This window comes from Candidatus Sulfotelmatobacter sp., assembly GCA_035504415.1.
Classification (GTDB): Bacteria; Vulcanimicrobiota; Vulcanimicrobiia; order Vulcanimicrobiales; family Vulcanimicrobiaceae; genus Vulcanimicrobium.
In genome coordinates, this window is the sequence record DATJRY010000010.1 from 82,592 (window position 1) to 103,632 (window position 21,041).

A 21,041-nucleotide genomic window follows, 5' to 3' on the forward strand; every position below is an offset into this window, starting at 1 on the left:
GCTAGCGCGCCTCCGTGCGCGGCAGCCGCCACAGCCACGCGGTGCCGATCGCGAACTCGACGATCACGCAGCAGAGCGCGACCCGTGGGCCCCATCCGAGCGCGCGCGCGTCGAGCGCGGTGACCAGCGGCGCGGTGATCGCCGGGGCGAGCACTTGCGGGATCGCCGCCGCGAGGTTCCAGACGCCCATCGCGGCCGCCAGCGCGCCGCGCGGCAAGACCGCGTACGCCAGCGCCCAGTCGGCGGTGAAGAACGCGCCCCAGGCCGCGCCCGCGCCGGCGGCACAGACGAGTGCGACCGGCACGGTCGGCGCCGCCGCGAAGGCACCGACGGCGAGCGCGATCGCGCCGCCGGCGATGCTGACCACCACGCGCTTGTCGAGGCGATCGGCCGGGCGACCCGCCAGCGCGGCGCCGGCCACGCCGGCGACCGTGAAGAGCAAGAACAGGATGCCGGTCGTCGTGCGCGCGTCGGCGACGCCGAGCGATTCGCGCACGAAGAAGAACAAGAAGCCGAACAGGGTGTAGAAGCCGACGTTGATCGCGGCTCGTGCCGCGATGAGGGTGCGCGCGCTCGCGTCGAGGCGCAGCGGGACGTGCGCGTCCGCGATCAACGGCAGCCGCCGCGCCTGCGCGTCGGTGACGGCCCAGCCGGCGAGCAGGCAGGCCGCGAGCGTCACACCCAGGGGAAGCCCGTGCAGCAGCGTCGCCAGCACCAAACCGGCGACGCTGCCGCAGAATTGCGCCGTGCTCATCCACGACGACGCGCGTCCGACCTGATCCGCCGCGACGTAGTCGCCGACGACGGCCTGGTACGGGCCGCCGGCCAGGTTCATCCCCAGCTGCAGCACGATCGTCGCGACCCACAGCCAGCCCAGCGAGCCGGCCGCCGGGAACGCGACGATCGCGGGCAGCGCGAGTGCCACGCCGGCGGCGTAGAACGCGCGCCGGCCGCCGGCCGACGTGCGCATCCGGTCGGAGGCGAAGCCGGCCGCGACTTGCACGACCGACGCGAGGGCGGCCCCGACCGCGGCCAGCAGCGCGTACGTGTCGACCGCGTGCGGCGCCAACGCGCTCACGCGGTCTTGCAGCACGACGCCGAGGATCGCCGTCCAGACCGCTTGGATGCCGAACCACAGGCCCGCTAAGCGCGCAGCGCGCACGCGTACCGGTAGTCGTCGAGCGCGTCGACGTCGTAACAGAGTCCGGGGTCGCAATCGCGAATCGCGCCGACGGGGATGCCCAGTCGCCGCGCCGCGAACGCTTCGACGCCGGCCACCTCGAGCCGCCGCAGCGCGAAGCGCAGCGTCATCGCCGGGCCGAGCAGCAGGGCCATCCGCAGCAAGCTCTTGCGCGCCGCGAAGAACCGCGTCGCGAAGCCGCGCAACGGCGCGACCGCCTCGGGCGCGATCACGAAACCGCAGGCGTTGACGACCCGCTCGCGTCCCAGCCGCACCGCGCGATCCGCCGCGCCGGGGAAGCGCGCGCGATACGCGCCCGCGCCGGCGATGCCCATGGTGAGCGCGTAGGGCGCGCTGCGCGCGATCAGGTCGCGCACGCCCGCGCTGCCGGCGAACGGCAAGTCCGAGGTCAGGTAGACGATGCGTTCGCCGGGCCACGCGTCGAGCGCGTGCAGCACGTTGACGGATCCGTCGTCGACGGCGTCGAGCACGCGCACGTCGTCGCGCCCCGCGAGGTGCGCGCGCACGGCCGCGCCGCCAACGACCGCCGTGCGTTCGACGCCCGCACCGGCACATGCGGCGAGCACGGCATCGAGCAGCGTCCCGGTTCCCCACGGCGCGAGCGCTTTGACCGGCGTGCCGATCGCCTCGGCGAACGCGCCGTCCACGGTTCCGCCGGCGGTGATGACGGCACGCATCGACGAGCACGGTTGCGAGCGCCGGGCCAGGGCTCCTCTCGCCGAGCGAGCGAGAGAGCGGGGCAGGACCTCGCATCAGCCGGCCGTATCCTGGACTGGATGTCCCGGCGAACCGTCATGGTGATCGGCTCGGGCCCGATCGTCATCGGGCAGGCCGCCGAGTTCGACTACGCCGGCGTGCAAGCGTGCCGGGCGCTGCGCGAGGAAGGCCACCGGGTCGTCCTCGTCAACTCCAACCCGGCCACCATCATGACCGATCCGGAGATCGCGGACGCGGTCTACCTCGAGCCGTTGACGGTCGCGTCGGTCGAGCGGATCATCGCGCGGGAGCGCCCCGACGCGCTGCTGCCGACGCTGGGCGGGCAGACGGGGTTGAACCTCGCCGTCGAGCTGGCCGAGGCCGGCGTCATCGAGAAGTACGACGTGGAGCTGCTCGGGACGCCGCTCGACACGATCAAGCTGGCCGAAGACCGCGAGCGCTTCAAGGCCAAGATGATCGAGATCGGCGAGCCGGTGCCGCGCTCGGAGATCGTCACCCAGGTCGAGGAAGGCGTCGCGTTCGCGGCCGAGGTCGGCTATCCGCTGGTCGTGCGCCCGGCGTACACGCTGGGCGGGACCGGCGGCGGCATCGTGCGCGACGAGGCCGAGCTGCGGGCGACGCTGCGCACGGGTCTGGACGCCTCGCTGATCCACCAGGCGCTGGTCGAGACCTCGCTGCTGGGCTGGAAAGAGATCGAGTACGAAGTCCTGCGCGACCGGGCCGGCAACTGCATCGTCGTGTGCAACATGGAGAACATCGATCCGGTCGGCGTGCACACCGGCGACTCGATCGTGGTCGCGCCCTCGCAGACGCTCTCCGATCTCGACTACCAGATGCTGCGCACCGCCAGCATCAACGTCATCCGCGCGCTCAACGTGCAGGGCGGCTGCAACATCCAGTTCGCGCTGCACCCCGATCGCAACGAATACCAGATCATCGAGGTCAACCCGCGCGTCTCACGCAGCTCGGCGCTGGCCTCCAAAGCGACGGGCTATCCGATCGCCAAGATCTCGACCAAGATCGCGCTCGGCCAGACGCTCGACGAGATCCCCAACCCGGTCACCGGCGGCCGAACGAAAGCCGCCTACGAACCGACGCTGGACTACTGCATCGTGAAGTTCCCGCGCTGGCCGTTCGACAAGTTCCCGCTGGCGGATTTCCGGCTCGGCACGCAGATGAAGTCGACCGGCGAGGCGATGGGGATCGGCCGCACGTTCAAAGCGGCGCTGATGAAAGCCGTGCGCGGCCTGGACCTCAAGTTCGAGACGCTGACCGGCGGCACGTACGAGCAGTGGAGCGACGACGAGCTCGAGCGCGCGACGACGGAGCCGACGCACGACCGGCTGTTCGCGGTGACCGAGCTGTTGCGCCGCGGCCGCGACCTCGACGCGCTGCACGCGCTCTCCACGATCGACCGCTTCTGGCTGTGGGAGTTCGCCGAGCTGGTGGCCCTCGAAGAGCGGTTGCGGGCCGGCGCGAACGACGCCGATCTCACCGCGGCGGTCCGGGCGGGGTATTCCTCGCGCGGCATCGCCTCGTTGACCGGCGGCGCCACCGTGTTGCCGGACAACGGGCAGTTCCGCATGGTCGACACCGCGGCGGCCGAGTTCCCCGCGCGCTCGCCCTACTATTACCTCTCGCGCGGCGAGAGCGACGAGATGCGCCCCGCGCCCGGCGAAGCGGTCGTCGTGGTCGGCAGCGGTCCGATCCGCATCGGCCAAGGGATCGAGTTCGACTACTCGTGCGTGCACGCGGCCTGGGCGCTGCGCCAGGCCGGCCGCGCCGCGGTCGTCATCAACAACAATCCCGAGACCGTCTCGACCGATTTCGACGTCTCCGACGTGCTGGTGTTCGAGCCGCCGGGCGCCGACGAGGTCGAGATGGTCGCGCGCGCGACCGGCGCGCGAGGCGTCATGCTCGCGTTCGGCGGACAAACGGCGATCAATCTGGCCGGCCAGCTGGCGGCGCGCGGCATCGCGATCGTCGGCAGCGACCGCCGTTCGCTCGACCTGGCCGAGGATCGCGAGAAGTTCGAAGCGGTACTCGAGAAGCTGGGCGTCGCGCGCCCCAAGGGACGCGCCGCCAACACGTTCCGCGAAGCGCGCGCGATCGCGCGCGAGATCGGCTTCCCGGTGCTGGTGCGGCCGTCGTACGTGCTGGGCGGCCGCGGCATGGAGATCGTCTACAACGAAGGCCAGCTGGCCTCGTACGTCGAGTCCGCTCCGCCGATCACGCCCGGCGCGCCGCTGCTGGTCGACAAGTACATGCGCGGCCGCGAGGTCGAGGTCGACGCGGTGTTCGACGGCGACGACGTCCTGATTCCGGGCATCTTCGAGCACGTCGAGCGCGCCGGCATCCATTCCGGTGACTCGATCAGCGTCTACCCGACGCAGACGGTCTCCGACGCGATGGAGGCGCGCATCGCCACCGTCACCGAGGCGATCGCGCGCGAGCTGGGCATCCGCGGGCTGATCAACATCCAGTTCGTCATCCCGGCCGGCACCGACGAGCTGTTGATCATCGAGGCCAACCCGCGCGCCAGCCGCACGGTGCCGATCATCTCGAAGGCGACCGGGATCAACCTGGTCGCGGCGGCGACGCGCATCGCACTGGGTGAGAAGCTGCGCGATCTGCCCTGGGGCACCGGCTTGGCGCCCAAGCCGAACTACGTCGTCGTCAAAGTGCCGGTCTTCTCGTTCGCCAAGATGCGTGGCGTCGAGACCGCCCTCGGGCCGGAGATGAAGTCGACCGGTGAGGTGCTGGGGATCGACGAGACGTACGCCGGCGCGCTGCGCAAGGGCTTCGTCGGTGCCGGCATTCGGCTGCCGCGCGAGGGCGGGCGCGTGCTCGTCTCGATCAGCGACGAGGAGAAGGGCGAAGCCGTCGACCTGATGCGGCGCCTGGTCGCGCTCGGCCATACGCTGGTCGCCACGCCCGGCACGTACGACGTGCTGACCGCCAACGGCATCCTCGCCGAGCGGATCGACAAGATCGGCGAGGGCACGCCCGACGTGCTGACGATCATCCAGCAGCGCACCGTCGATCTGGTCATCAACGACTTCCGCACCGGTCGCGGTCCGACGGACAACTACCGCATCCGCCGCGCGGCCGTCGAGGCGTCGATCGCTTCGCTGACCTCGCTCGACACCGCGCGCGCGCTCGTCACCGCGTTGGAGTCCGAAGCCGGGCCGCCCCGCTCGCTGCAAGAGTACCAAGCGGCGCACCGCGGAGCGCTCGCGACCTAGCGCCTGCGGACGCGCGAGCGTTCCGATTGAACCGCGTCATCGTCGGGGTACGTAGCCCCCGAGGAGAACGCGCGTGCAGTCGATCGGGGGAACGGTATGGGTGATCGCGGCCCGCGAACGCGCCGCGCACCAGCATCACTACCGCGCCGCCTGAAGAGGAACGAGCCGTGTCTGCTACCGTCAGCGATTTTCTGATCGAACGCCTGATCGCTTGGGGCGTCAAGCGCATCTACGGCTATCCGGGCGACGGCATCAACGGCATCATCGCCGCAATCGATCGCGCGCACGATCGCATCGACTTCGTCCAGGTGCGTCACGAGGAGCAAGCCGCCTTCATGGCGACCGCGCACGCCAAGTACACCGGCGAGCTGGGCGTGTGCCTGGCGACCTCGGGTCCGGGCGCGATCCATCTGCTCAACGGGCTGTACGACGCGAAGAACGATCACACGCCGGTGCTGGCGCTGGCGGGTCACACCGCGACCAGCGCGATCGGCAGCGAGTACCAGCAAGAAGTCGACCTGCACGCGCTCTACAAAGACGTCGCGAGCGAGTATCTGGTCACGGTTACCAACCCGGCGCAAGCACGTCATGCCATCGATCGCGCGATGCGCGGCGCATTGTCCGAGCGCACGGTCACGGCGCTGATCTTCCCCAAGGACGTGCAGGAAGAGAAGGCGATCGCGCAGCCGCCGCACGCCATGAACTTCACCTCCTCGAGCATCGGGATCGCGCTCGGCCGCATGCTGCCGTCGGATGCCGACCTGCGGCGCGCGGCCGACGTCCTCAACGCGGGGAGCAAGGTCGCGATCCTGGTCGGAGCCGGCGCGTTCGGCGCCCAGGAGGAGCTGATCGCCGTCGCGGATCGGCTGCAAGCGGGCTGCGCGAAGGCGCTGCTCGGCAAGGCCGTGCTGCCCGACGACTTGCCCTGGGTGACCGGCACGATCGGATTGCTCGGCACCAAGGCCTCGAGCGACCTGATGCGCGAGTGCGACACGCTGCTGATGGTCGGGACGAACTATCCGTACGCGCAGTTCTTGCCGCGGCCGGGTCAGGCACGGGGCGTGCAGATCGACGTCAACGGCTCGCGGCTGGGCGTGCGGTACGCCACCGAGGTCAACCTGCAAGGGACCGCGCGCGACACGCTGGCCGCGCTGTATCCGTTGCTGGCCGAGCAGACCGACACGTCGTGGCGGGCGACGATCGCCCGGCACCGCGACGAACAAGCGCGCGTCGACGCCGGCCGCGCGCGTATTTCGGGCACCGACGGGCAGGTCAACCCGGAGGACGTCTTCGTCGAGCTGAACCGGCAGCTGCCCGATCGCTGCATCCTCAGCGCCGACGCCGGAACCTCGACGAACTGGTCGGCACGCCATCTGCAGATGCGGCGCGGCATGCGCTGGTCGCTCTCCGGCGGCTTGGCGACGATGGGCTCGGCCGTCCCGTACGCGATCGCCGCCAAGTTCGCGTTTCCCGATCGGGTGGCGATCGCCATCACCGGTGACGGCGCAATGCAAATGAACGGCATGAACGAGCTGATCACGGTCGCCCGCTACTGGAAGACCTGGAGCGATCCGCGGCTCGTGTTCGTGGTGGCCAACAACCGCGACCTCAACCAGGTGACCTGGGAGATGCGCATCGAGAGCGGCGCGCCGGACTTCCCGGCCTCGCAGCACCTGCCCGACGTCTCGATGGCGCAGTTCGCGCGCACCCTGGGCTTCGAGGGCATCCGCGTGGAGCACGTCGACGACCTGGCGGCGGCGTTCACGCGCGCGCTGGCCGCCGATCGTCCGGCGGTGGTCGAGGTCATGACCGATCCGAACATCTCGATGCTGCCCCCGTACATCGAGCCGGAGCAGGCGCGCAGCTTCACGGCTGCGATGCTGCAGCACGATCCCGAGGCGGGGCCGGCCATCGTGCAGTCCGTCAAGGGCGTCTTGGCCGGCATCATGCCGGGCCGCGGCGAGAAAACGAAGCGGTGAGCGTCGCGGCGGCCCCGGCCGGGACGCTTCCGATCGATCGCATCACCGTCAGCGCGTATCGCATCCCGACGCGGACGCCGGAGTCGGACGGGACCGCGCGCTGGTCCGCCACCACGCTGGCGCTGGTCGAGCTCGAGGCCGGCGGCGTCGTCGGGACGGGGTGGACGTACGCCAGCGCGGCAGCGGCGCTGTTCGTGCACGAGCGGCTGGCCGAGGTCGTGCGCGGCGCCGATGCGCTCGGCGTGCGCGCGCTCTGGCGTACGCTGATCGACGCGGTGCGCAACGACGATCGGCCGGGCTTGGCGTCGTACGCGATCGCGGCGGTCGACGTCGCGCTGTGGGACCTGTGCGCGCGGCTGCACGGCGTTCCGCTGTGCGACCTGCTCGGCCGCGCGCGCGAGAACGTGCCGGTGTACGGCAGCGGCGGCTTCACCTCGGAAGACGAACGCTCGCTGTGCGACCAGCTCGCCGGCTGGGCGCGCGACGGCTTTCGCGCGGTGAAGATGAAGGTCGGCCGCGATCCGCAGGCCGATCCCGCGCGGGTCGCCGCGGCGCGGCGCGCGATCGGGCCGGCGTGTGCGCTGTTCGTCGACGCCAACGGCGCGTACGACGTACCGCAAGCGCTGGCGATGGCCGAACGGTTCGCCGCCCATGACGTCACCTGGTTCGAGCAGCCGGTGGATCCGGCCAATCACGCCGGCTTGCGCCGCGTGCGCGAACGCGCGCCGGCCGGCATGGCGATCAGCTCCGGCGAGTACCTCACCGACAGCTCCGACGCCGCCCGCGTCGCGCCGAACGTCGACGTGCTGCAAGCCGACGCCACCCGTTGCGCCGGGTACACCGGCCTGGCGGCGATCGACGGGTACTGCGAGGTCGTGCGCGCTCCGCTCTCGACCCACTGCGCGCCGGCGCTGCATCTCCACGTGGCCGCCGCGCTGCTGCGGCTGCGGCACGTCGAGTGGTTCGCCGATCACGTCCGCATCGAGCGCGAGCTGTTCGACGGTTTCGTCGAGCCCGTCGGCGGCGTGCTCCGGCCGGATCGCTCGCGCCCCGGCCACGGCCTGACCTTCAAGCGTGCGGACGCGCAGCGCTACGCCGTCTGAGGGGCGCGCGGCCGCCACCACCGAGCGGAGGGCCTCGCCGTGCTGATCGACCTCATCGCCGGCGTCGAACGGACGCGGCTGGCCGCGCTGACGCCGCCGCCGTCCGGGGCACGGCCGGACGCGCGCGGCGCCTGGCACGGTGATACGGCGGCCCTCGAGGCCGCGTTGCGCGCGCGGGTGGCCGGCGAGGTCCGGTTCGACGCCGGCAGTCGCGCGCTCTACGCGACCGACGCGTCGAACTACCGCCAAGTGCCGATCGGCGTGGTCGTCCCGCGCGACGCCGACGACGTGCTGGCCGCGCTCGCGGTGGCCCGTACGTTCGGCGCGCCGATCTTGGCGCGCGGCGGCGGGACCTCGCTGGCCGGGCAGTGCTGCAACGTCGCCGTCGTGCTGGATTGCTCGAAATACTTCAACCGGATCCTGGAGATCAACCCCGAGGAAGGCTGGGCACGCGTCGAGCCGGGCTTGGTGACCGACGAGCTGAACAAAGCGGTCGCGCAATACGGCTTGATCTTCGGACCCGACCCGGCGACGCACGATCACAACACGTACGGCGGGATGATCGGCAACAACTCGTGCGGGATGCACGCGCAGATGGCCGGCAAGTGCGAGGAGAACGTCCTCGAGCTCGACGTGGTCACCTACGACGGCGTGCGGCTCACCGTCGGTCCGACGAGCGACGCCGAGCTGGCGGCGCTGTGCGGGCGAGCGGACCGGGTGGGAGACCTCTACCGCCAGATGCGCGCGATTCGCGACGCCTACGCCGAGGAGATCCGGCGCGTCTTTCCCGACATCCCGCGCCGCGTTTCGGGTTATCCGCTGCAGGAGCTGCTGCCCGAGCACGGCTTCAACGTCGCCCGCGCCCTGGTCGGAACGGAGTGCACCTGCGCGTTCGTGCTCTCGGCGAAGGTGCGGCTCGTCCACAACCCGGCGCATCGCGTGCTGCTGGTGCTCGGCTTCGCGGACATCTTCGAAGCGGCCGACCGCGTTCCGCAGATCAACGCGTTCCGCCCGCTGGCGCTCGAGGGGCTCGACGAGACGCTGATCGACGACATGCGGTTGAAGAAGATCGAGCTGCAGGACATGCAGCTGCTCCCGCGCGGCGCGGCGTGGCTGATGGCCGAGTTCGGCGACGACGACAAGGACGCGGCGATCGCAGCCGCGCAGGCGTGTCAGCACGCCTTGCGGGGCGAGTACGAGCATGCGATCCTGCACGCCGATCGCGCGCCGCAGCAGGACCTCAAGGAGCTGCGCGAAGCGGCGCTCGGCGCGTCGACGAAGCGGCCCAACAAGCCCGAGAACCACGAGGGCTGGGAAGACTCCGCCGTCCCGCCCGACAAGCTCGGCGCGTACTTGCGCGACCTGCGCGCGCTGTTCGACAAGTACGGCTACGATTCGCCGATGTACGGTCACTTCGGACAGGCCTGCGTGCACTGCCGGATCACCTTCGACTTCGCCAGCGCGCCGGGCGTGGCCGCGTACCGCTCGTTCATGCTCGAAGCCGCGCACCTGATCAAGCGCTACGGCGGATCGCTCTCCGGCGAGCACGGCGACGGGCAGGCCAAGGCCGCCTATCTGAACATCATGTACTCGGACGCGATCGTCGACGCGTTCCGCGCGTTCAAGCATGCCTGGGACCCCGAGCACAAGATGAACCCGGGCAAGGTCGTCGACCCGTATCCGCCCGAGAGCAACCTGCGCGAAGGCCCGCACTACGAGCCCTGGAACCCGCGCACGCGGCTGCGCTTCCAGCAGCAGGACTACGGCTCGTTCGCGTACGCGGCGAACCGGTGCGTGGGGGTGGGCAAATGCCGGCGGCACGAGCAGGGCACGATGTGTCCCTCGTATCGCGTGACTCGCGAAGAGATGCACTCGACGCGCGGCCGCGCGCGGCTGCTGTTCGAGATGCTGGAAGGCGAGCCGCTGCGCGAGGGCTGGCAGTCGGAGGCCGTCAAAGAGGCGCTCGACCTGTGCTTGGCCTGCAAGGGCTGCAAGGGCGACTGTCCGGTCAACGTCGACATGGCCTCGTACAAGGCCGAGTTCCTCTCCCACTACTACGAGCGCAAACGCCGGCCGATCTGGGCCTATGCGTTCGGGCTCATCCCGTGGTGGGCGCACCTGGCCTCGTTCGCGCCGCGGGTCGTCAACGCGGTCAGCCAGACGCCGCCGTTCTCGAGCGTGGCCAAGGCGCTGGTGCGCATGGCACCGCGGCGCACGGTGCCGCTGTTCGCCGAGCAGTCGTTCCGGGCGTGGTGGCGCGCGCGCGGTCCGCGTGGCGAGGGGCGCAAGGGCCGCGTCGTGCTGTGGGCCGATACGTTCAACACCTACCTCCACGCGACGACGGCGCAGCACGCGGTCGAGGTGCTCGAGGCGGCGGGTTACGCGGTCAGCGTGCCGGCGGGGACCTTTTGCTGCGGGCGCCCGCTCTACGACTACGGCATGCTCGACCTCGCGCAGATCATGCTGCGGCAGATCCTCGACGGGCTGCGCGAGGAGATCGAGGCCGGCACGCCGATCGTCGTGCTGGAGCCCTCGTGCGCCAGCGTCTTCGTCGACGAGCTGATGAACCTGCTGCCCGACGATGAGGACGCGAAGCGCCTGAGCCGCCAGGTCACGCTGCTCGGCGACTTCTTGACCCGCGATCCCGACTGGACGCCGCCGCAGCTCGACCGCGAGGCGATCCTGCACGGCCATTGTCATCAGAAGGCGGAGCGCGCGCTGGGGATGGCCGGGACGCAGCGCGCGCTCGAACGCAGCGGCGTGCGCGCGCGCTTCCTCGACGACGGCTGTTGCGGAATGGCGGGGGCGTTCGGCTTCGAGGCCGGCGAGCACTATGACGTCTCGATCGCGGCCGGTGAGCTGGCGTATCTGCCCGCGGTGCGCGAAGCGCCGCCGGAGCAGCTCGTCGTCGCCGACGGCTTCTCGTGCCGCGAGCAAGTGATGCAGACCGGCGAGCGGCAACCGCTGCACCTGGCCGACGTGCTGTGGCTGGCGCTGCACCCGGGGGCGCACCGGGCGGGAGCATATCCGGAGTCGGCCGCGATGCCCGACCGGCGCGCGCAACGACGCCGGGCGCAGCGCGACGCCGCCGTCGGCTTGGCGGCCGCGACGCTCGTGCTCGGCGGCGTGCTCGGCACGCTGATCGCACGGGGGCGCCGGTGAGCGGCCAGCGCAAGGTTGCGGTCGTCACCGGCGCTTCGGCCGGCGTCGGGCGCGCCGTCGTGCGGGAGTATGCGCGAGCCGGCTACGACGTCGGGCTGATCGCGCGCGGCGTCGACGGCCTGGCGGCGGCGCAGCGCGAGGTCGAAGCGCTGGGCGGCCGCGCCCACGCGGTCCCCACCGACGTCGCCGACGCCGACGCCGTCGAGCGCGCGGCCGCGGAGATCGAAGCCGCGCTCGGGCCGATCGAGGTGTGGACGAACGTCGCGTTCTCGAGCGTCTTCGCCGAGTTCGTCGAGCTGACGCCCGCGGAGTACCGGCGCATCACCGAGGTCAGCTACCTGGGCTACGTGTGGGGAACGCAGGCCGCGCTGCGGCGCATGCTGCCGCGCGATCGCGGCACGATCGTCCAGGTGGGTTCGGCGCTGGCTTACCGCAGCATCCCCTTGCAGGCGGCGTACTGCGGCGCGAAGTCCGCCATCCGCGGCTTCACCGACAGCATCCGCTGCGAGCTGTACCATCGCCGCAGCAAGGTCCGCATCACGATGGCGATCCTGCCGGCCGTCAACACGCCGCAGTTCAGCTGGCTGCGCAACAAGCTGCCGCGCAAGGCGCAGCCGGTTCCGCCGATCTACCAGCCCGAGGTCATCGCGCGCGGCGTGGTCTGGCTCGCCGAGCACCGGCGGCGGGAGCTCGTGATCGGGTGGTCGGCGCTGCAAGCGCTGGTCGGGCAGATCCTCGCACCGGGCTACACGGACCGCTACCTCGGTCGGACCGGCTACGCCAGCCAGCAGTACGACGGCGGCGACCCGCCGGGGCGGCCCGACAACCTCGAGCGGCCGCTGCCGGGCGACTGGGGCGCGCACGGCGCGTTCGACGACCGCGCGCGCACGACCAGCTCGCAGCTATGGTTGTCGACGCACCGCGCGACGGCCGGGATCGCGTGCGCCGCGGCGCTGGTCGCGGTGCTGGCGACGGCGCGCCGGCGCGGGTAGCGCGAGCGCGCACCGATACACCCGAACGGGTGCATTCGGACCGCCACCGGAGGAACGTGCGCACCGGCGGGAAACCGACGACGCAACTCATCTTCACGAGGTGATTCGAATGCGCATTCATTCTTCCGTCCCGGCGGCGTTGGCCACGGCGCTGCTGGTGACGTCCCTGGGCGGCCCGACGCCGGTCGCCGCCGCCGACAACGGGCCCATCAAGATCGCCGTCATCACCGACATGAGCGGCGTCTACTCCGCGTTGTCGGGACCGGGCGCAGTCGACGCGGTCAAGATGGCCGTGGAGGACTTCGGCGGCAAGGTGCTCGGGCGCGAGCTGGTCGTCGACGGGATCGATCATCGCAACGACGGCCCCACCGCCGCGGCGAAAGCGCGCGAGGAGTTCGACAGCGGCGCCGAGCTGGCGCTCGACCTGACCAACTCGGCGACGGCGCTGGCCGTCGACGGCGTGGCGAAGGAGAAGCACAAGCTCGAGATCGTCACCGGCGGCGCGTCGTCGGCGCTGACCAACGAAAACTGCAGCAAGTACACCTACCACTACGCCTACGACACGTACGCGTTGGCTCACTCCACCGGATCGTACATCGCCAAGACGGGTGGGAAGACGTGGTACGGCTTCGTCGCCAATTACGCGTTCGGCAAGCAGATGCTGGCAGACTTCAGCGCCGCGATCCAGCCGTTCGGCGGATCGTTCATAGCGAACAGCGAGATTCCGCTGGGTACGACCGACTACAGCTCGTACGTGATCGCGGCGAAGAACTCGCACGCGCAAGTGCTGGGCCTGCTCAATGCCGGCGCGGACACGGTCAACAGCATGAAGGCCGCGCATCAGTTCGGCCTCGACCACGACATGAAGATCGCCGTCGGGTTGCTGTTCCTCAGCGACGTCGACGCGTTGCCGGACGTGTTCGCCGGATCGCGCATCACCACGTCCTGGTACTGGGACGAGGACAAGGCCGCGCGCGCATGGGCGGACCGCTGGAGCGCGCGCAATCACGGTCTTCGTCCGACCGACATCCAGGCCGCCGACTACTCCGCCGCGACGCAGTGGCTCAACGCGGTCAAGGCGGTCGGCTCGACCGACGCGGACAAGGTCGTCGCGTACCTGGACGGTCGCAAGTTCAACGACTTCTACGCGCACCACGGCGAGTGGCGCGCGCGCGACCATCGCGTTCTGCACGACATGTACGTCGTCGACGTGCTCCCGAAGGGCGAAGTCAAGGAGCCGCACGCGTGGTTCAAGATCCTGCAGACGATCCCGGGCGAGGAGGCCTTCCGTCCCGTCTCGCAGTCCAAGTGCGTGAAGGACTGGTAGCCTGAGCCCAGACTACCTCGTCACCCAGGTCTTCAACGGGCTGGCGAGCGGCGCGTTCTTCGCGCTGCTCGCCCTCGGGCTGAGCGTGATCTTCGGCATGCTGCGCGTGGTGAACTTCGCGCACGGCACGATGTACATGCTCGGCGCGTTCGCGACCTACTACGGCGCGCAAGAGCTGCACCTCCCGTTCTACGCGGCGCTGATCGTGGCGCCGGTCGTCGTCGGCGCGTTCGGGATCCTGCTCGAGACGACGCTGCTGCGCCGCCTGTACGGGCTCGATCCGCTCTACAACCTGCTGCTGACCTTCGCGCTCACGCTGGTCATCGAAGACCTGATGCGCATCCTGGCCGGACCGCTGGGCTCGCCCTACTCGGCGCCCGACGCGCTGAGCGGGATCGTCAACCTGGGCTTCACGCTCTACCCGCTCTACAAGCTGTTCGTCATCATCGTCGCGCTGCTCGTCTGCGCGGGGACCTGGTGGATCGTCGAACGCTCGCCGGTCGGTGCGCGCATCCGCGCCGCCACCGAGAACCCGGTGCTGGTGCGCGCGCTCGGCATCGACACCCGGCGCCTGGTCACCCTCACGTTCGGCTGCGGCGTGGCACTGGCCGCGCTGGCCGGCGTGCTGGCCGCCCCGACCACCAACGTCCAGCCCAGCATGGGCGACAGCATCATCATCTATACGTTCGCGATCGTCGTCATCGGCGGCCTCGGTTCGGTGCTCGGCTCGATCGTGGCGGGCTTCGCGCTGGGCGTGCTTCAGGCGCTGGGCAGCGTGTTCTACGCGCCCATCTCGACCACGCTGATCTTCATCGTCATGGTGATCGTGATCGTGCTGCGGCCGGCCGGCCTGTTCGGGCGAGCGGAGGGGAGCCGGTGAAGCGGCCGCTGCTGCTCATCGGTGCGGCGCTGTTGCTGCTGGCGATCGTCCTGCCGCTGCCGCCGATTCGCGTCTACCCGGTGGTCGCGATCGACCTGGTGTGCTTCGGGCTGTTCGCGGTCTCGCTCGACTTGCTGTTCGGCTTCGTCGGGCTGCTCTCGTTCGGTCAGGCGATGTTCTGGGGAGGCGGCGGCTACGTGACGGCGATCTTGCTCGCGCGCACGCAGCTGGACGCGGTGCCGGCGCTGTGCATCGGCGTGGCCTACGCGCTGGTGCTGGCGTTCGTCGTCGGCCTGATCTCGGTCCGGCGCTCGGGCATCTACTTCGCGATGGTGACGCTGGGCATCGCGATGATCCAGTATTTCTGCGTGTTCCAGATGACCGACGTCACCGGCGGCGAGAACGGGCTTTCCTTGAGCTCGCGCGGCCATTACTTCGGCCTGCCGCTGGAGAACGACGTCGCGTTCTACTACATCCTGGTCGCGGTGGTCGCGATCAGCGTGTGGCTGACGTTGCGGCTGGTCGCCTCGCCGTTCGGCATGGTGCTGCGCGGGATGCGCGAGAACGAGCAGCGCATGGTCGCGTTGGGCTACCGGGTCAACCGCTACAAGCTGGCCGTGTTCACCATCGCCGGTGGTCTGGCGGGCTTCGCCGGCGCGCTCTACGCGCTGGGCAACCGGCTGGCCGGGCTCGACATGGTCGACTGGCACACCTCGGGCGCGGTCGTCATGATGACCGTGTTGGGCGGCATCGGCACCATCGTCGGCCCGATCGTCGGCGCCGGCTTGTTCGAGTCCCTCGACTACTTCGTCTCGAAGACGCCGATCGGCGACAAGACGAACTTGGTGATGGGGACCATCTTCGCGCTGTGCGTGCTGCTCTTCCGGCGCGGCATCGTCGGCGAGCTGCTGGCGAAGCTGGGACGGCGCGCGGAGACCTGACCCCGCGCGCCGCACCGCCGGCGGTCAGATCAGGTGTTGGACCATCCCGTCGATGGCTTCCATCTGGATACCCTCGGTCGCCGAATAGTCGGAGCCGGTGTAGCCCCACCAGTCCCAGCACCCGTAGGGGTTGTACGACGTCGGGATCGCCTGCGGGTAGAGCACGATCAAGTCGTTCGTGTCGGCCCACTCGTTGAGCCCCGACTTGGTGATGAACGCGTTGCCGACGTCGGTGTAGCTCTGCGCGCACCCGTGCAGCGCGACCAGCAGCTTGCAGGTCGTGCCGCTCGCGCACGCGGCGGGGACGTACAGCCAGCCGTTGCTGTCCATCGAGTAGGTCGCGGCGACGCCGCCGGCCACGAACGGGTTCTGGTTGAACTCCAGCAGCGAGCCCGTCAGCGTCCCGTTGTTGCGCGCGTTCAGCGTGCCGTAGAGCAGCGTGAGGAACGTCTGTTCCGCGTCGAAGCCGCAGTTGATCAGGTACGGGCTGGCGGTCGTGCCGCAGGCGGTCGAGACGTCGGGGGTCACCCAGCCGTGGCCGGCGGCGGTGGTGAAGTTGGTCGTCGTCGCGATGCCGTAGTGCTGGTCTTCGGTGTTGAGCGCCTTCACCACGCTCTGGTACACGGTCGTGTCCTGCGTGCCCGAGAAGAGATAGCTCTTCTGGCCGTTCAGATTCGAGGTCGGGTTGTCGTACCCGAAAGCGGCGGCGTTGTTGAAGTCGGTCTCGATCGTGCCCAGCGGGATCGTCGGCGAGTCGTCGGTGCACTGCGTGAGGGCGAGATCTTCGTTGTCCTCGGCGCAGAAGTACGGGCCGCCGGCGAAGATCGCGGAGCCCTTGAACGTCTTCGAGTACGCGTAGTCGAGCTGGACGGCCATGAACGCGCCCGACGAGAGGCCGGCGACCATGATCGACGACGTGTTGATGTGATAGGTGCCCAGGCTCGCGCTTTGCGCGGAGCGCTGTTGGTGCGTCGCGTCGAGCGCGGCGGTCGGCGTGTTCGCGCCGCCGGACGCGCCGCCCGAACAGGCGGCCAAGCTCAAGCCCGCGAGGGCTGCGACGGCGGCGATACCGGCGCGAAGGTGCGTAGAACTCATCCCCACTCCCTTTCGTGGATGAACGCTGGTCGGAGTGGCAAGCCCCGCCGAATCCTTCGGCACCTTCGCGCTACGCGCCGGAACGCGGAGTTCCTTCAGCCGCCGTACGTCGTCATCTGATGGTCGAAGGGATACAGGAGCGGGTCGATCGGGTTGGCCTCGCGCATCGCGTGCGGCGCGGGCGCCGGCGGCGCATCGGCCGCTCGACACGCGGAAGCGCCGGCGCTCGCGTCGGCGAAGCCGGCGGTCGGCGTGGTGAGGAGCGCGGCGAGGGCGAGCCCCGCGAGAGTGAGTCGCATCATGTCCTCGGATGGAAGAGAGGGTGTTGATGCGAGGAGTACGGCGCCCGCGGCGCGCGCGGATCAGTCAGACGCCCAGGAGATCGAGCAGCTCGCGCTCGCGCGCGACGACTTCCGCGTTGTCGAGCGTCTGCGCGACGCGGCCGTGAACGACGATGTGATGGCGGTCCGCGACCCCGGTCGCGAAGCGGACGTTCTGCTCGACCAGCAAGACGGTCATCCCGTCGGCCTTCATGGTGCGGATCAGCTCGCCGATGCGCTCGACGATCACCGGCGCGAGGCCTTCGGTCGGTTCGTCGAGCAAGATCGTGCGCGCGCCCGAGCGCAGCACGCGCGCGATGGCGAGCATCTGCTGCTCGCCGCCCGAGAGCGTCGTGCCGGGCGCCCGCGCGCGCTCGCGCAGGTTCGGGAAGGCCTCGTAGACGCGCTCGACGCTCCAACCGTCGGCGCCGACGATGGGCGGCAAGGTCAGGTTTTCCTGCACGCTCAGGCTGGCCAAGATGCCCCGCTCTTCGGGCACGTACCCGACGCCCAGCCGCGCGATGCGGTCGGACGGGCGATCGGTGAGCGAGACGCCGTCGAGCTCGATCGTACCGCTGCGCGGCGGCAGGATCCCCATGATGGTGCGCAGCGTCGTCGTCTTGCCGACGCCGTTGCGGCCCACCAGTGTCGCCACCTCGCCGGTGCGGACCTCGAAGGTCATGCCGTGCAGGACGTGCGACTCGCCGTAGTACGCCTGTACGTCGCGCAGCGCCAGCATCAGTGCGTCCCCGCGCCCAGGTACGCGGTCACCACGCGCGCGTCGGCGCGCACCTCGTCGTACGTCCCTTCGACCAGCACCTTGCCGCGTTGCATGACGGTCACCCGATCGCACAGGTGGTTGACGACCTGCAAGTTGTGCTCGACCAGCACGATCGTGCGGCCGGGCGCGATGCGGCGAATCAGCGCGACCGTCGCGTCGACGTCCTCGAGGCCCATCCCGGCCGTCGGCTCGTCGAGCAGCAGCACGCGCGGCTCTTGCGCCAGCGCGATCGCCAGCTCGAGCGAACGCTTGCGGCCGTAGGGCAGATTGACCGCCAAGCGGTCGCGCTCGCCGTCCAGGCCGACCGCGTCGAGCGCGGCGCGGGCGGGGTCGTCGAGGACCGCGGTCACGCCCGGCGAGGCCAGCAGCCGGCGCGAGAGCGCGGTCTTCGCCTGCAGCGAGAGCTTGACGTTGTCGAGCACGGTCAGGTGCGGGAAGATGCTGTTGATCTGGAAGCTGCGCACCATCCCCAAGCGCGCGATCGCGGCCGGGTCGAGCTGCACGATCTCTTCACCGCCGAAGCGCACGCTGCCGCGGGTGGCCGGTGCGAACCCCGAGAGGACGTTGAAGAGGGTGGTCTTGCCGGCGCCGTTGGGGCCGATGACGGCGTGGATCGCGCCGGCCGCCACGTCCAGCGAGACGCCGTCGAGCGCAACGAAGCCCGCGTAGACTTTGACGACGTTGCGCGTCGAGAGGATCGGCTCGGCCACGAGGGGGACTTCCCACCGTGCACGAGACGGTCCTGGAGATCGAAGCCCCGCGAGTCAAGTTCGGTCGCGGGGCGATCGACGAGCTCGGCGCCGAAGCCGCCGCGCTCGGCCTGCGACGGGTCGCGCTGTTCACCGATCGCAACGTCGCCAAGCTCGAGCTGACGGCGCGCGCGCTGGCGTCCTTGCGCGCGGCCGGCGTCGACGTCGCGCTGTTCGATCGCGTTCGCATTGAGCCGACCGACGGCTCGTTCCGCGATGCGGCCGCCTTCGCCATCGACGCCAAGGTCGACGGGTACATCTCGGTCGGCGGGGGCTCGACGATCGACACCGCCAAGGCGGCCAACCTGTACGCGACCCATCCGGCGCCGTTCGAACGGTACGTCAACGCGCCGCTGGGCGAGGGCGCGGCGGTGCCGGGCCCGCTCGCGCCGCACATCGCCTGCCCGACGACCTCGGGGACGGGCAGCGAGTGCACCGGCATCACGATCTTCGATTTCGAGGCGCACGCGGTGAAGACGGGGATCTCCTCGCGCCGCCTGCGGCCGACGCTCGGGCTGGTCGATCCCGACGCGACGCGCACGCTGCCGGCCGGGGTCGTCGCCTCGAGCGCTTTCGACGTGCTCGCGCACGCGCTCGAGTCGTTCACCGCCAAACCCTACCGGCAGCGGGTGCGGCCGGCGACGCCGCTCGCGCGGCCGCTCTCGCAGGGAGCGAACCCGTACAGCGATCTCGCCTGCGTCGAAGCGCTCGAGCTGTTGGCGCGGCACTTGGAACGCGCGGTCGTCGACGCCGGCGACGAGGAGGCGCGCGAGAAGGTCATGTACGCCGCGACGCTGGCCGGCATCGGCTTCGGCAACGCCGGCGTGCACGTGCCGCACGGGATGGCGTACGCGGTAGCCGGCCTGGTGCGCGACTTCCATCCCATGGGCTACGATGCCGATCATCCGATGGTGCCGCACGGCATGTCGGTGATCGTGAGCGCGCCGGCCGTCGTGCGCTTCACCGCACCGGCCGCGCCGGAGAAGCATCGACGCGTGCTCGGCATGTTCGCGCACCACAAACGCCTGGCCGACGACGAGGTCGGCGAGGCGCTGGCCGGCGCGCTGATCGCGTTGATGCGCAAGACCGTCATGCCGGTCAGCTTGCGCGAGCTCGGCTACGCGCCGAACGACGTGCCGGCGCTGGTCGAGGGCGCGTACGCGCAGCAGCGGCTGCTCGCCAACGCGCCCTTGCCGGTCGAGCGCGAGCATTTGGTCGAGCTGTTCACCGACGCGCTGCGCATTCCGTGAGGGCGGTCGTCCAGCGCGTCACGCAGGCCGCGGTCACCGTCGCGGGCGAGCGGATCGCCGGCATCGAACGCGGCTTGCTGGTGCTGGTCGGGGTCGCCGTCGACGACGACGAGCGCGCCGCCGCCGCGCTCGCGAGCAAGGTCGCCGGGCTGCGCGTCTTCGACGACGGCGCGGGCGCGATGAACCTGGGACTGGCGGACGTCGGCGGCGCGGTGCTGCTGGTCTCGCAGTTCACCTTGCTCGGCGACGTGCGCAAAGGCCGCCGGCCCTCGTTCATCACCGCCGCGCGCGGCGAGCCGGCCGAGCGCCTGTACCTGCGGGTCGCCGACGGCTTGCGCGCGGCCGGGATCGCCGTTCAGACCGGCCGTTTCGGCGCCGACATGGCGGTCGCGCTCGTCAACGACGGTCCGGTCACGATCCTGATCGACACCGAGCGGAGCTTCTGAACCGTCTACAGCGTAGACAAACGGGCCCGCCGGCAGCAGCCGGCTCGCCGCGTGGCGTAGGGGAAGCGGATATGATCGGTGCGGCCGCATTCACCGTCTTCGCACTCGGGCTGCGCCACGGCGCCGATCCCGATCACCTGGCCGCGATCGACAACGTGACGCGCAACGCGTATCCGCGCACGCCGCGGCTGAGCCGCTTCGTCGGCGCGCTGTTCGCCGGCGGCCATAGCGTGATGGTGCTGGCGATCTCGATCTTGCTGGGCGCGCTGGGCGCGCGCCTGGCCGGGCACGGCGCGCTGATCGAGACGGTCGGGACGTGGATCTCGATCGTCGTGCTACTGCTGGTCGCGGTGCTGAACCTGCGCGCGCTGCGCGGCGGCGCGCCGCAGCCGGCCGGCCTGCGCGCGCGGCTCGTCCCGCGCGCGTGGCGCGAGAGTGCGAACGCGCTGTGGGCGATTCCGATCGGGCTGTTGTTCGGCTTCGGCTTCGAGACCTCGAGCCAGATCGCCGCGTATGCCGTCGTGTTCGGCGCCGACGCCGGCATCGCCGGCGCGCTGATCGTCGGCGCGACGTTCTCGGTCGGGATGATCGTCACCGACACGCTCGACTCGCTGCTCGTGCACCGGCTCGTCTCGCACCACGGCACGCAGCTTCCCGCGGTGATGCGCTTGTGGATCGGAACGGTCAGCGCGCTGGCGGTGCTGGTGGCGGCGTACGAAGCGGCGCAGCTGTGTGGGTGGCAGTCGCCGTTCGGCGACCTCGCCCTGAGCTTGGCCCTCGTGCTGGCACTGATGGCGGTCTTCGGGATCGTCCTCTTGCGCACGCGCACCCGCACCGCTTGACGCCGCCTTCG

17 protein-coding genes are annotated in these 21,041 nt (G+C 70.5%); 11 read left to right on the forward strand and 6 right to left on the reverse strand.

Translation table 11 applies throughout. The features are described from left to right. Position 1: 1 nt before the first annotated feature. Both VMD91_05280 and VMD91_05285 read right to left on the reverse strand, forming a co-directional pair. Positions 2 to 1,162 (reverse strand): MFS transporter, encoded by a 1,161-nt coding sequence (locus VMD91_05280; protein ID HTW83466.1) that lies wholly within the window; start codon positions 1,160 to 1,162, stop codon positions 2 to 4. Next, positions 1,144 to 1,878: an NTP transferase domain-containing protein gene (locus tag VMD91_05285; protein ID HTW83467.1), complete on the reverse strand. Its 735-nt coding sequence runs from the start codon at positions 1,876 to 1,878 to the stop codon at positions 1,144 to 1,146. Before VMD91_05285 ends, VMD91_05280 begins: the two co-directional genes overlap by 19 nt. Before the next feature lie 99 nt (positions 1,879 to 1,977). Between VMD91_05285 and carB the strand changes: the two genes are divergently transcribed. The 8 genes from carB (at position 1,978) to VMD91_05325 (ending at position 15,547) form a co-directional block, all read left to right on the forward strand. After that, positions 1,978 to 5,163: a carbamoyl-phosphate synthase large subunit gene (carB, locus tag VMD91_05290; protein ID HTW83468.1), complete on the forward strand. Its 3,186-nt coding sequence runs from the start codon at positions 1,978 to 1,980 to the stop codon at positions 5,161 to 5,163. A gap of 167 nt (positions 5,164 to 5,330) precedes the next feature. Beyond that, on the forward strand, positions 5,331 to 7,142 hold the full coding sequence (locus VMD91_05295; GenBank protein HTW83469.1) for a thiamine pyrophosphate-requiring protein: 1,812 nt from the start codon (positions 5,331 to 5,333) through the stop codon (positions 7,140 to 7,142). Then, entirely contained in the window at positions 7,139 to 8,245 is a 1,107-nt protein-coding gene (locus VMD91_05300; GenBank protein ID HTW83470.1) for an enolase C-terminal domain-like protein, read from the forward strand. The genes VMD91_05295 and VMD91_05300 overlap by 4 nt, the downstream gene beginning before the upstream one ends. A gap of 39 nt (positions 8,246 to 8,284) precedes the next feature. Beyond that, on the forward strand, positions 8,285 to 11,407 hold the full coding sequence (locus VMD91_05305) for an FAD-binding and (Fe-S)-binding domain-containing protein (GenBank protein ID HTW83471.1): 3,123 nt from the start codon (positions 8,285 to 8,287) through the stop codon (positions 11,405 to 11,407). Further along, positions 11,404 to 12,399 carry an SDR family oxidoreductase gene (locus VMD91_05310; GenBank protein HTW83472.1) on the forward strand — a complete coding sequence of 332 codons (996 nt, stop codon included), beginning with the start codon at positions 11,404 to 11,406 and terminating at the stop codon, positions 12,397 to 12,399. Before VMD91_05305 ends, VMD91_05310 begins: the two co-directional genes overlap by 4 nt. A gap of 109 nt (positions 12,400 to 12,508) precedes the next feature. Continuing rightward, on the forward strand, positions 12,509 to 13,726 hold the full coding sequence (locus tag VMD91_05315) for an ABC transporter substrate-binding protein (protein HTW83473.1): 1,218 nt from the start codon (positions 12,509 to 12,511) through the stop codon (positions 13,724 to 13,726). A gap of 40 nt (positions 13,727 to 13,766) precedes the next feature. After that, positions 13,767 to 14,606: a branched-chain amino acid ABC transporter permease gene (locus VMD91_05320; GenBank protein HTW83474.1), complete on the forward strand. Its 840-nt coding sequence runs from the start codon at positions 13,767 to 13,769 to the stop codon at positions 14,604 to 14,606. Then, the gene (locus VMD91_05325; GenBank protein HTW83475.1) at positions 14,603 to 15,547 is read left to right on the forward strand and encodes a branched-chain amino acid ABC transporter permease; all 945 of its coding nucleotides are present in this window, start codon (positions 14,603 to 14,605) and stop codon (positions 15,545 to 15,547) included. The genes VMD91_05320 and VMD91_05325 overlap by 4 nt, the downstream gene beginning before the upstream one ends. Positions 15,548 to 15,571: 24 nt before the next feature. On the opposite strand, the gene VMD91_05330 is transcribed toward VMD91_05325, so the two are convergent. The 4 genes from VMD91_05330 to VMD91_05345 form a co-directional block, all read right to left on the reverse strand. Beyond that, entirely contained in the window at positions 15,572 to 16,642 is a 1,071-nt protein-coding gene (locus tag VMD91_05330; protein HTW83476.1) for a PHB depolymerase family esterase, read from the reverse strand. A gap of 95 nt (positions 16,643 to 16,737) precedes the next feature. Further along, positions 16,738 to 16,941: a hypothetical protein gene (locus tag VMD91_05335; protein HTW83477.1), complete on the reverse strand. Its 204-nt coding sequence runs from the start codon at positions 16,939 to 16,941 to the stop codon at positions 16,738 to 16,740. A gap of 67 nt (positions 16,942 to 17,008) precedes the next feature. Next, positions 17,009 to 17,701, reverse strand: a complete 693-nt coding sequence (locus VMD91_05340; protein HTW83478.1) for an ABC transporter ATP-binding protein — start codon at positions 17,699 to 17,701, stop codon at positions 17,009 to 17,011. Continuing rightward, positions 17,701 to 18,453, reverse strand: coding sequence for an ABC transporter ATP-binding protein (locus VMD91_05345; protein ID HTW83479.1), 753 nt, complete (start codon positions 18,451 to 18,453; stop codon positions 17,701 to 17,703). Before VMD91_05345 ends, VMD91_05340 begins: the two co-directional genes overlap by 1 nt. 17 nt (positions 18,454 to 18,470) lie before the next feature. On the opposite strand from VMD91_05345, the gene VMD91_05350 reads away from it, so the two are divergent. From VMD91_05350 to VMD91_05360, 3 genes are all read left to right on the forward strand, one after another. Further along, the gene (locus tag VMD91_05350) at positions 18,471 to 19,742 is read left to right on the forward strand and encodes a hydroxyacid-oxoacid transhydrogenase (GenBank protein ID HTW83480.1); all 1,272 of its coding nucleotides are present in this window, start codon (positions 18,471 to 18,473) and stop codon (positions 19,740 to 19,742) included. After that, on the forward strand, positions 19,739 to 20,188 hold the full coding sequence (dtd, locus tag VMD91_05355) for a D-aminoacyl-tRNA deacylase (protein ID HTW83481.1): 450 nt from the start codon (positions 19,739 to 19,741) through the stop codon (positions 20,186 to 20,188). The genes VMD91_05350 and dtd overlap by 4 nt, the downstream gene beginning before the upstream one ends. A gap of 71 nt (positions 20,189 to 20,259) precedes the next feature. Continuing rightward, positions 20,260 to 21,030 (forward strand): hypothetical protein, encoded by a 771-nt coding sequence (locus VMD91_05360; protein ID HTW83482.1) that lies wholly within the window; start codon positions 20,260 to 20,262, stop codon positions 21,028 to 21,030. Positions 21,031 to 21,041: the final 11 nt, after the last annotated feature.

Bases quoted from the DNA above. Each gene is read 5' to 3' on its own strand.
- VMD91_05285 (HTW83467.1), bottom strand. From the start codon at position 1,878: ATGCGTGCCGTCATCACCGCCGGCGGAACCGTGGACGGCGCGTTCGCC.
- carB (HTW83468.1), top strand. From the start codon at position 1,978: ATGTCCCGGCGAACCGTCATGGTGATCGGCTCGGGCCCGATCGTCATC.
- VMD91_05315 (HTW83473.1), top strand. From the start codon at position 12,509: ATGCGCATTCATTCTTCCGTCCCGGCGGCGTTGGCCACGGCGCTGCTG.
- VMD91_05330 (HTW83476.1), bottom strand. From the start codon at position 16,642: ATGAGTTCTACGCACCTTCGCGCCGGTATCGCCGCCGTCGCAGCCCTC.
- VMD91_05335 (HTW83477.1), bottom strand. From the start codon at position 16,941: ATGCGACTCACTCTCGCGGGGCTCGCCCTCGCCGCGCTCCTCACCACG.
- VMD91_05340 (HTW83478.1), bottom strand. From the start codon at position 17,701: ATGCTGGCGCTGCGCGACGTACAGGCGTACTACGGCGAGTCGCACGTC.
- VMD91_05360 (HTW83482.1), top strand. From the start codon at position 20,260: ATGATCGGTGCGGCCGCATTCACCGTCTTCGCACTCGGGCTGCGCCAC.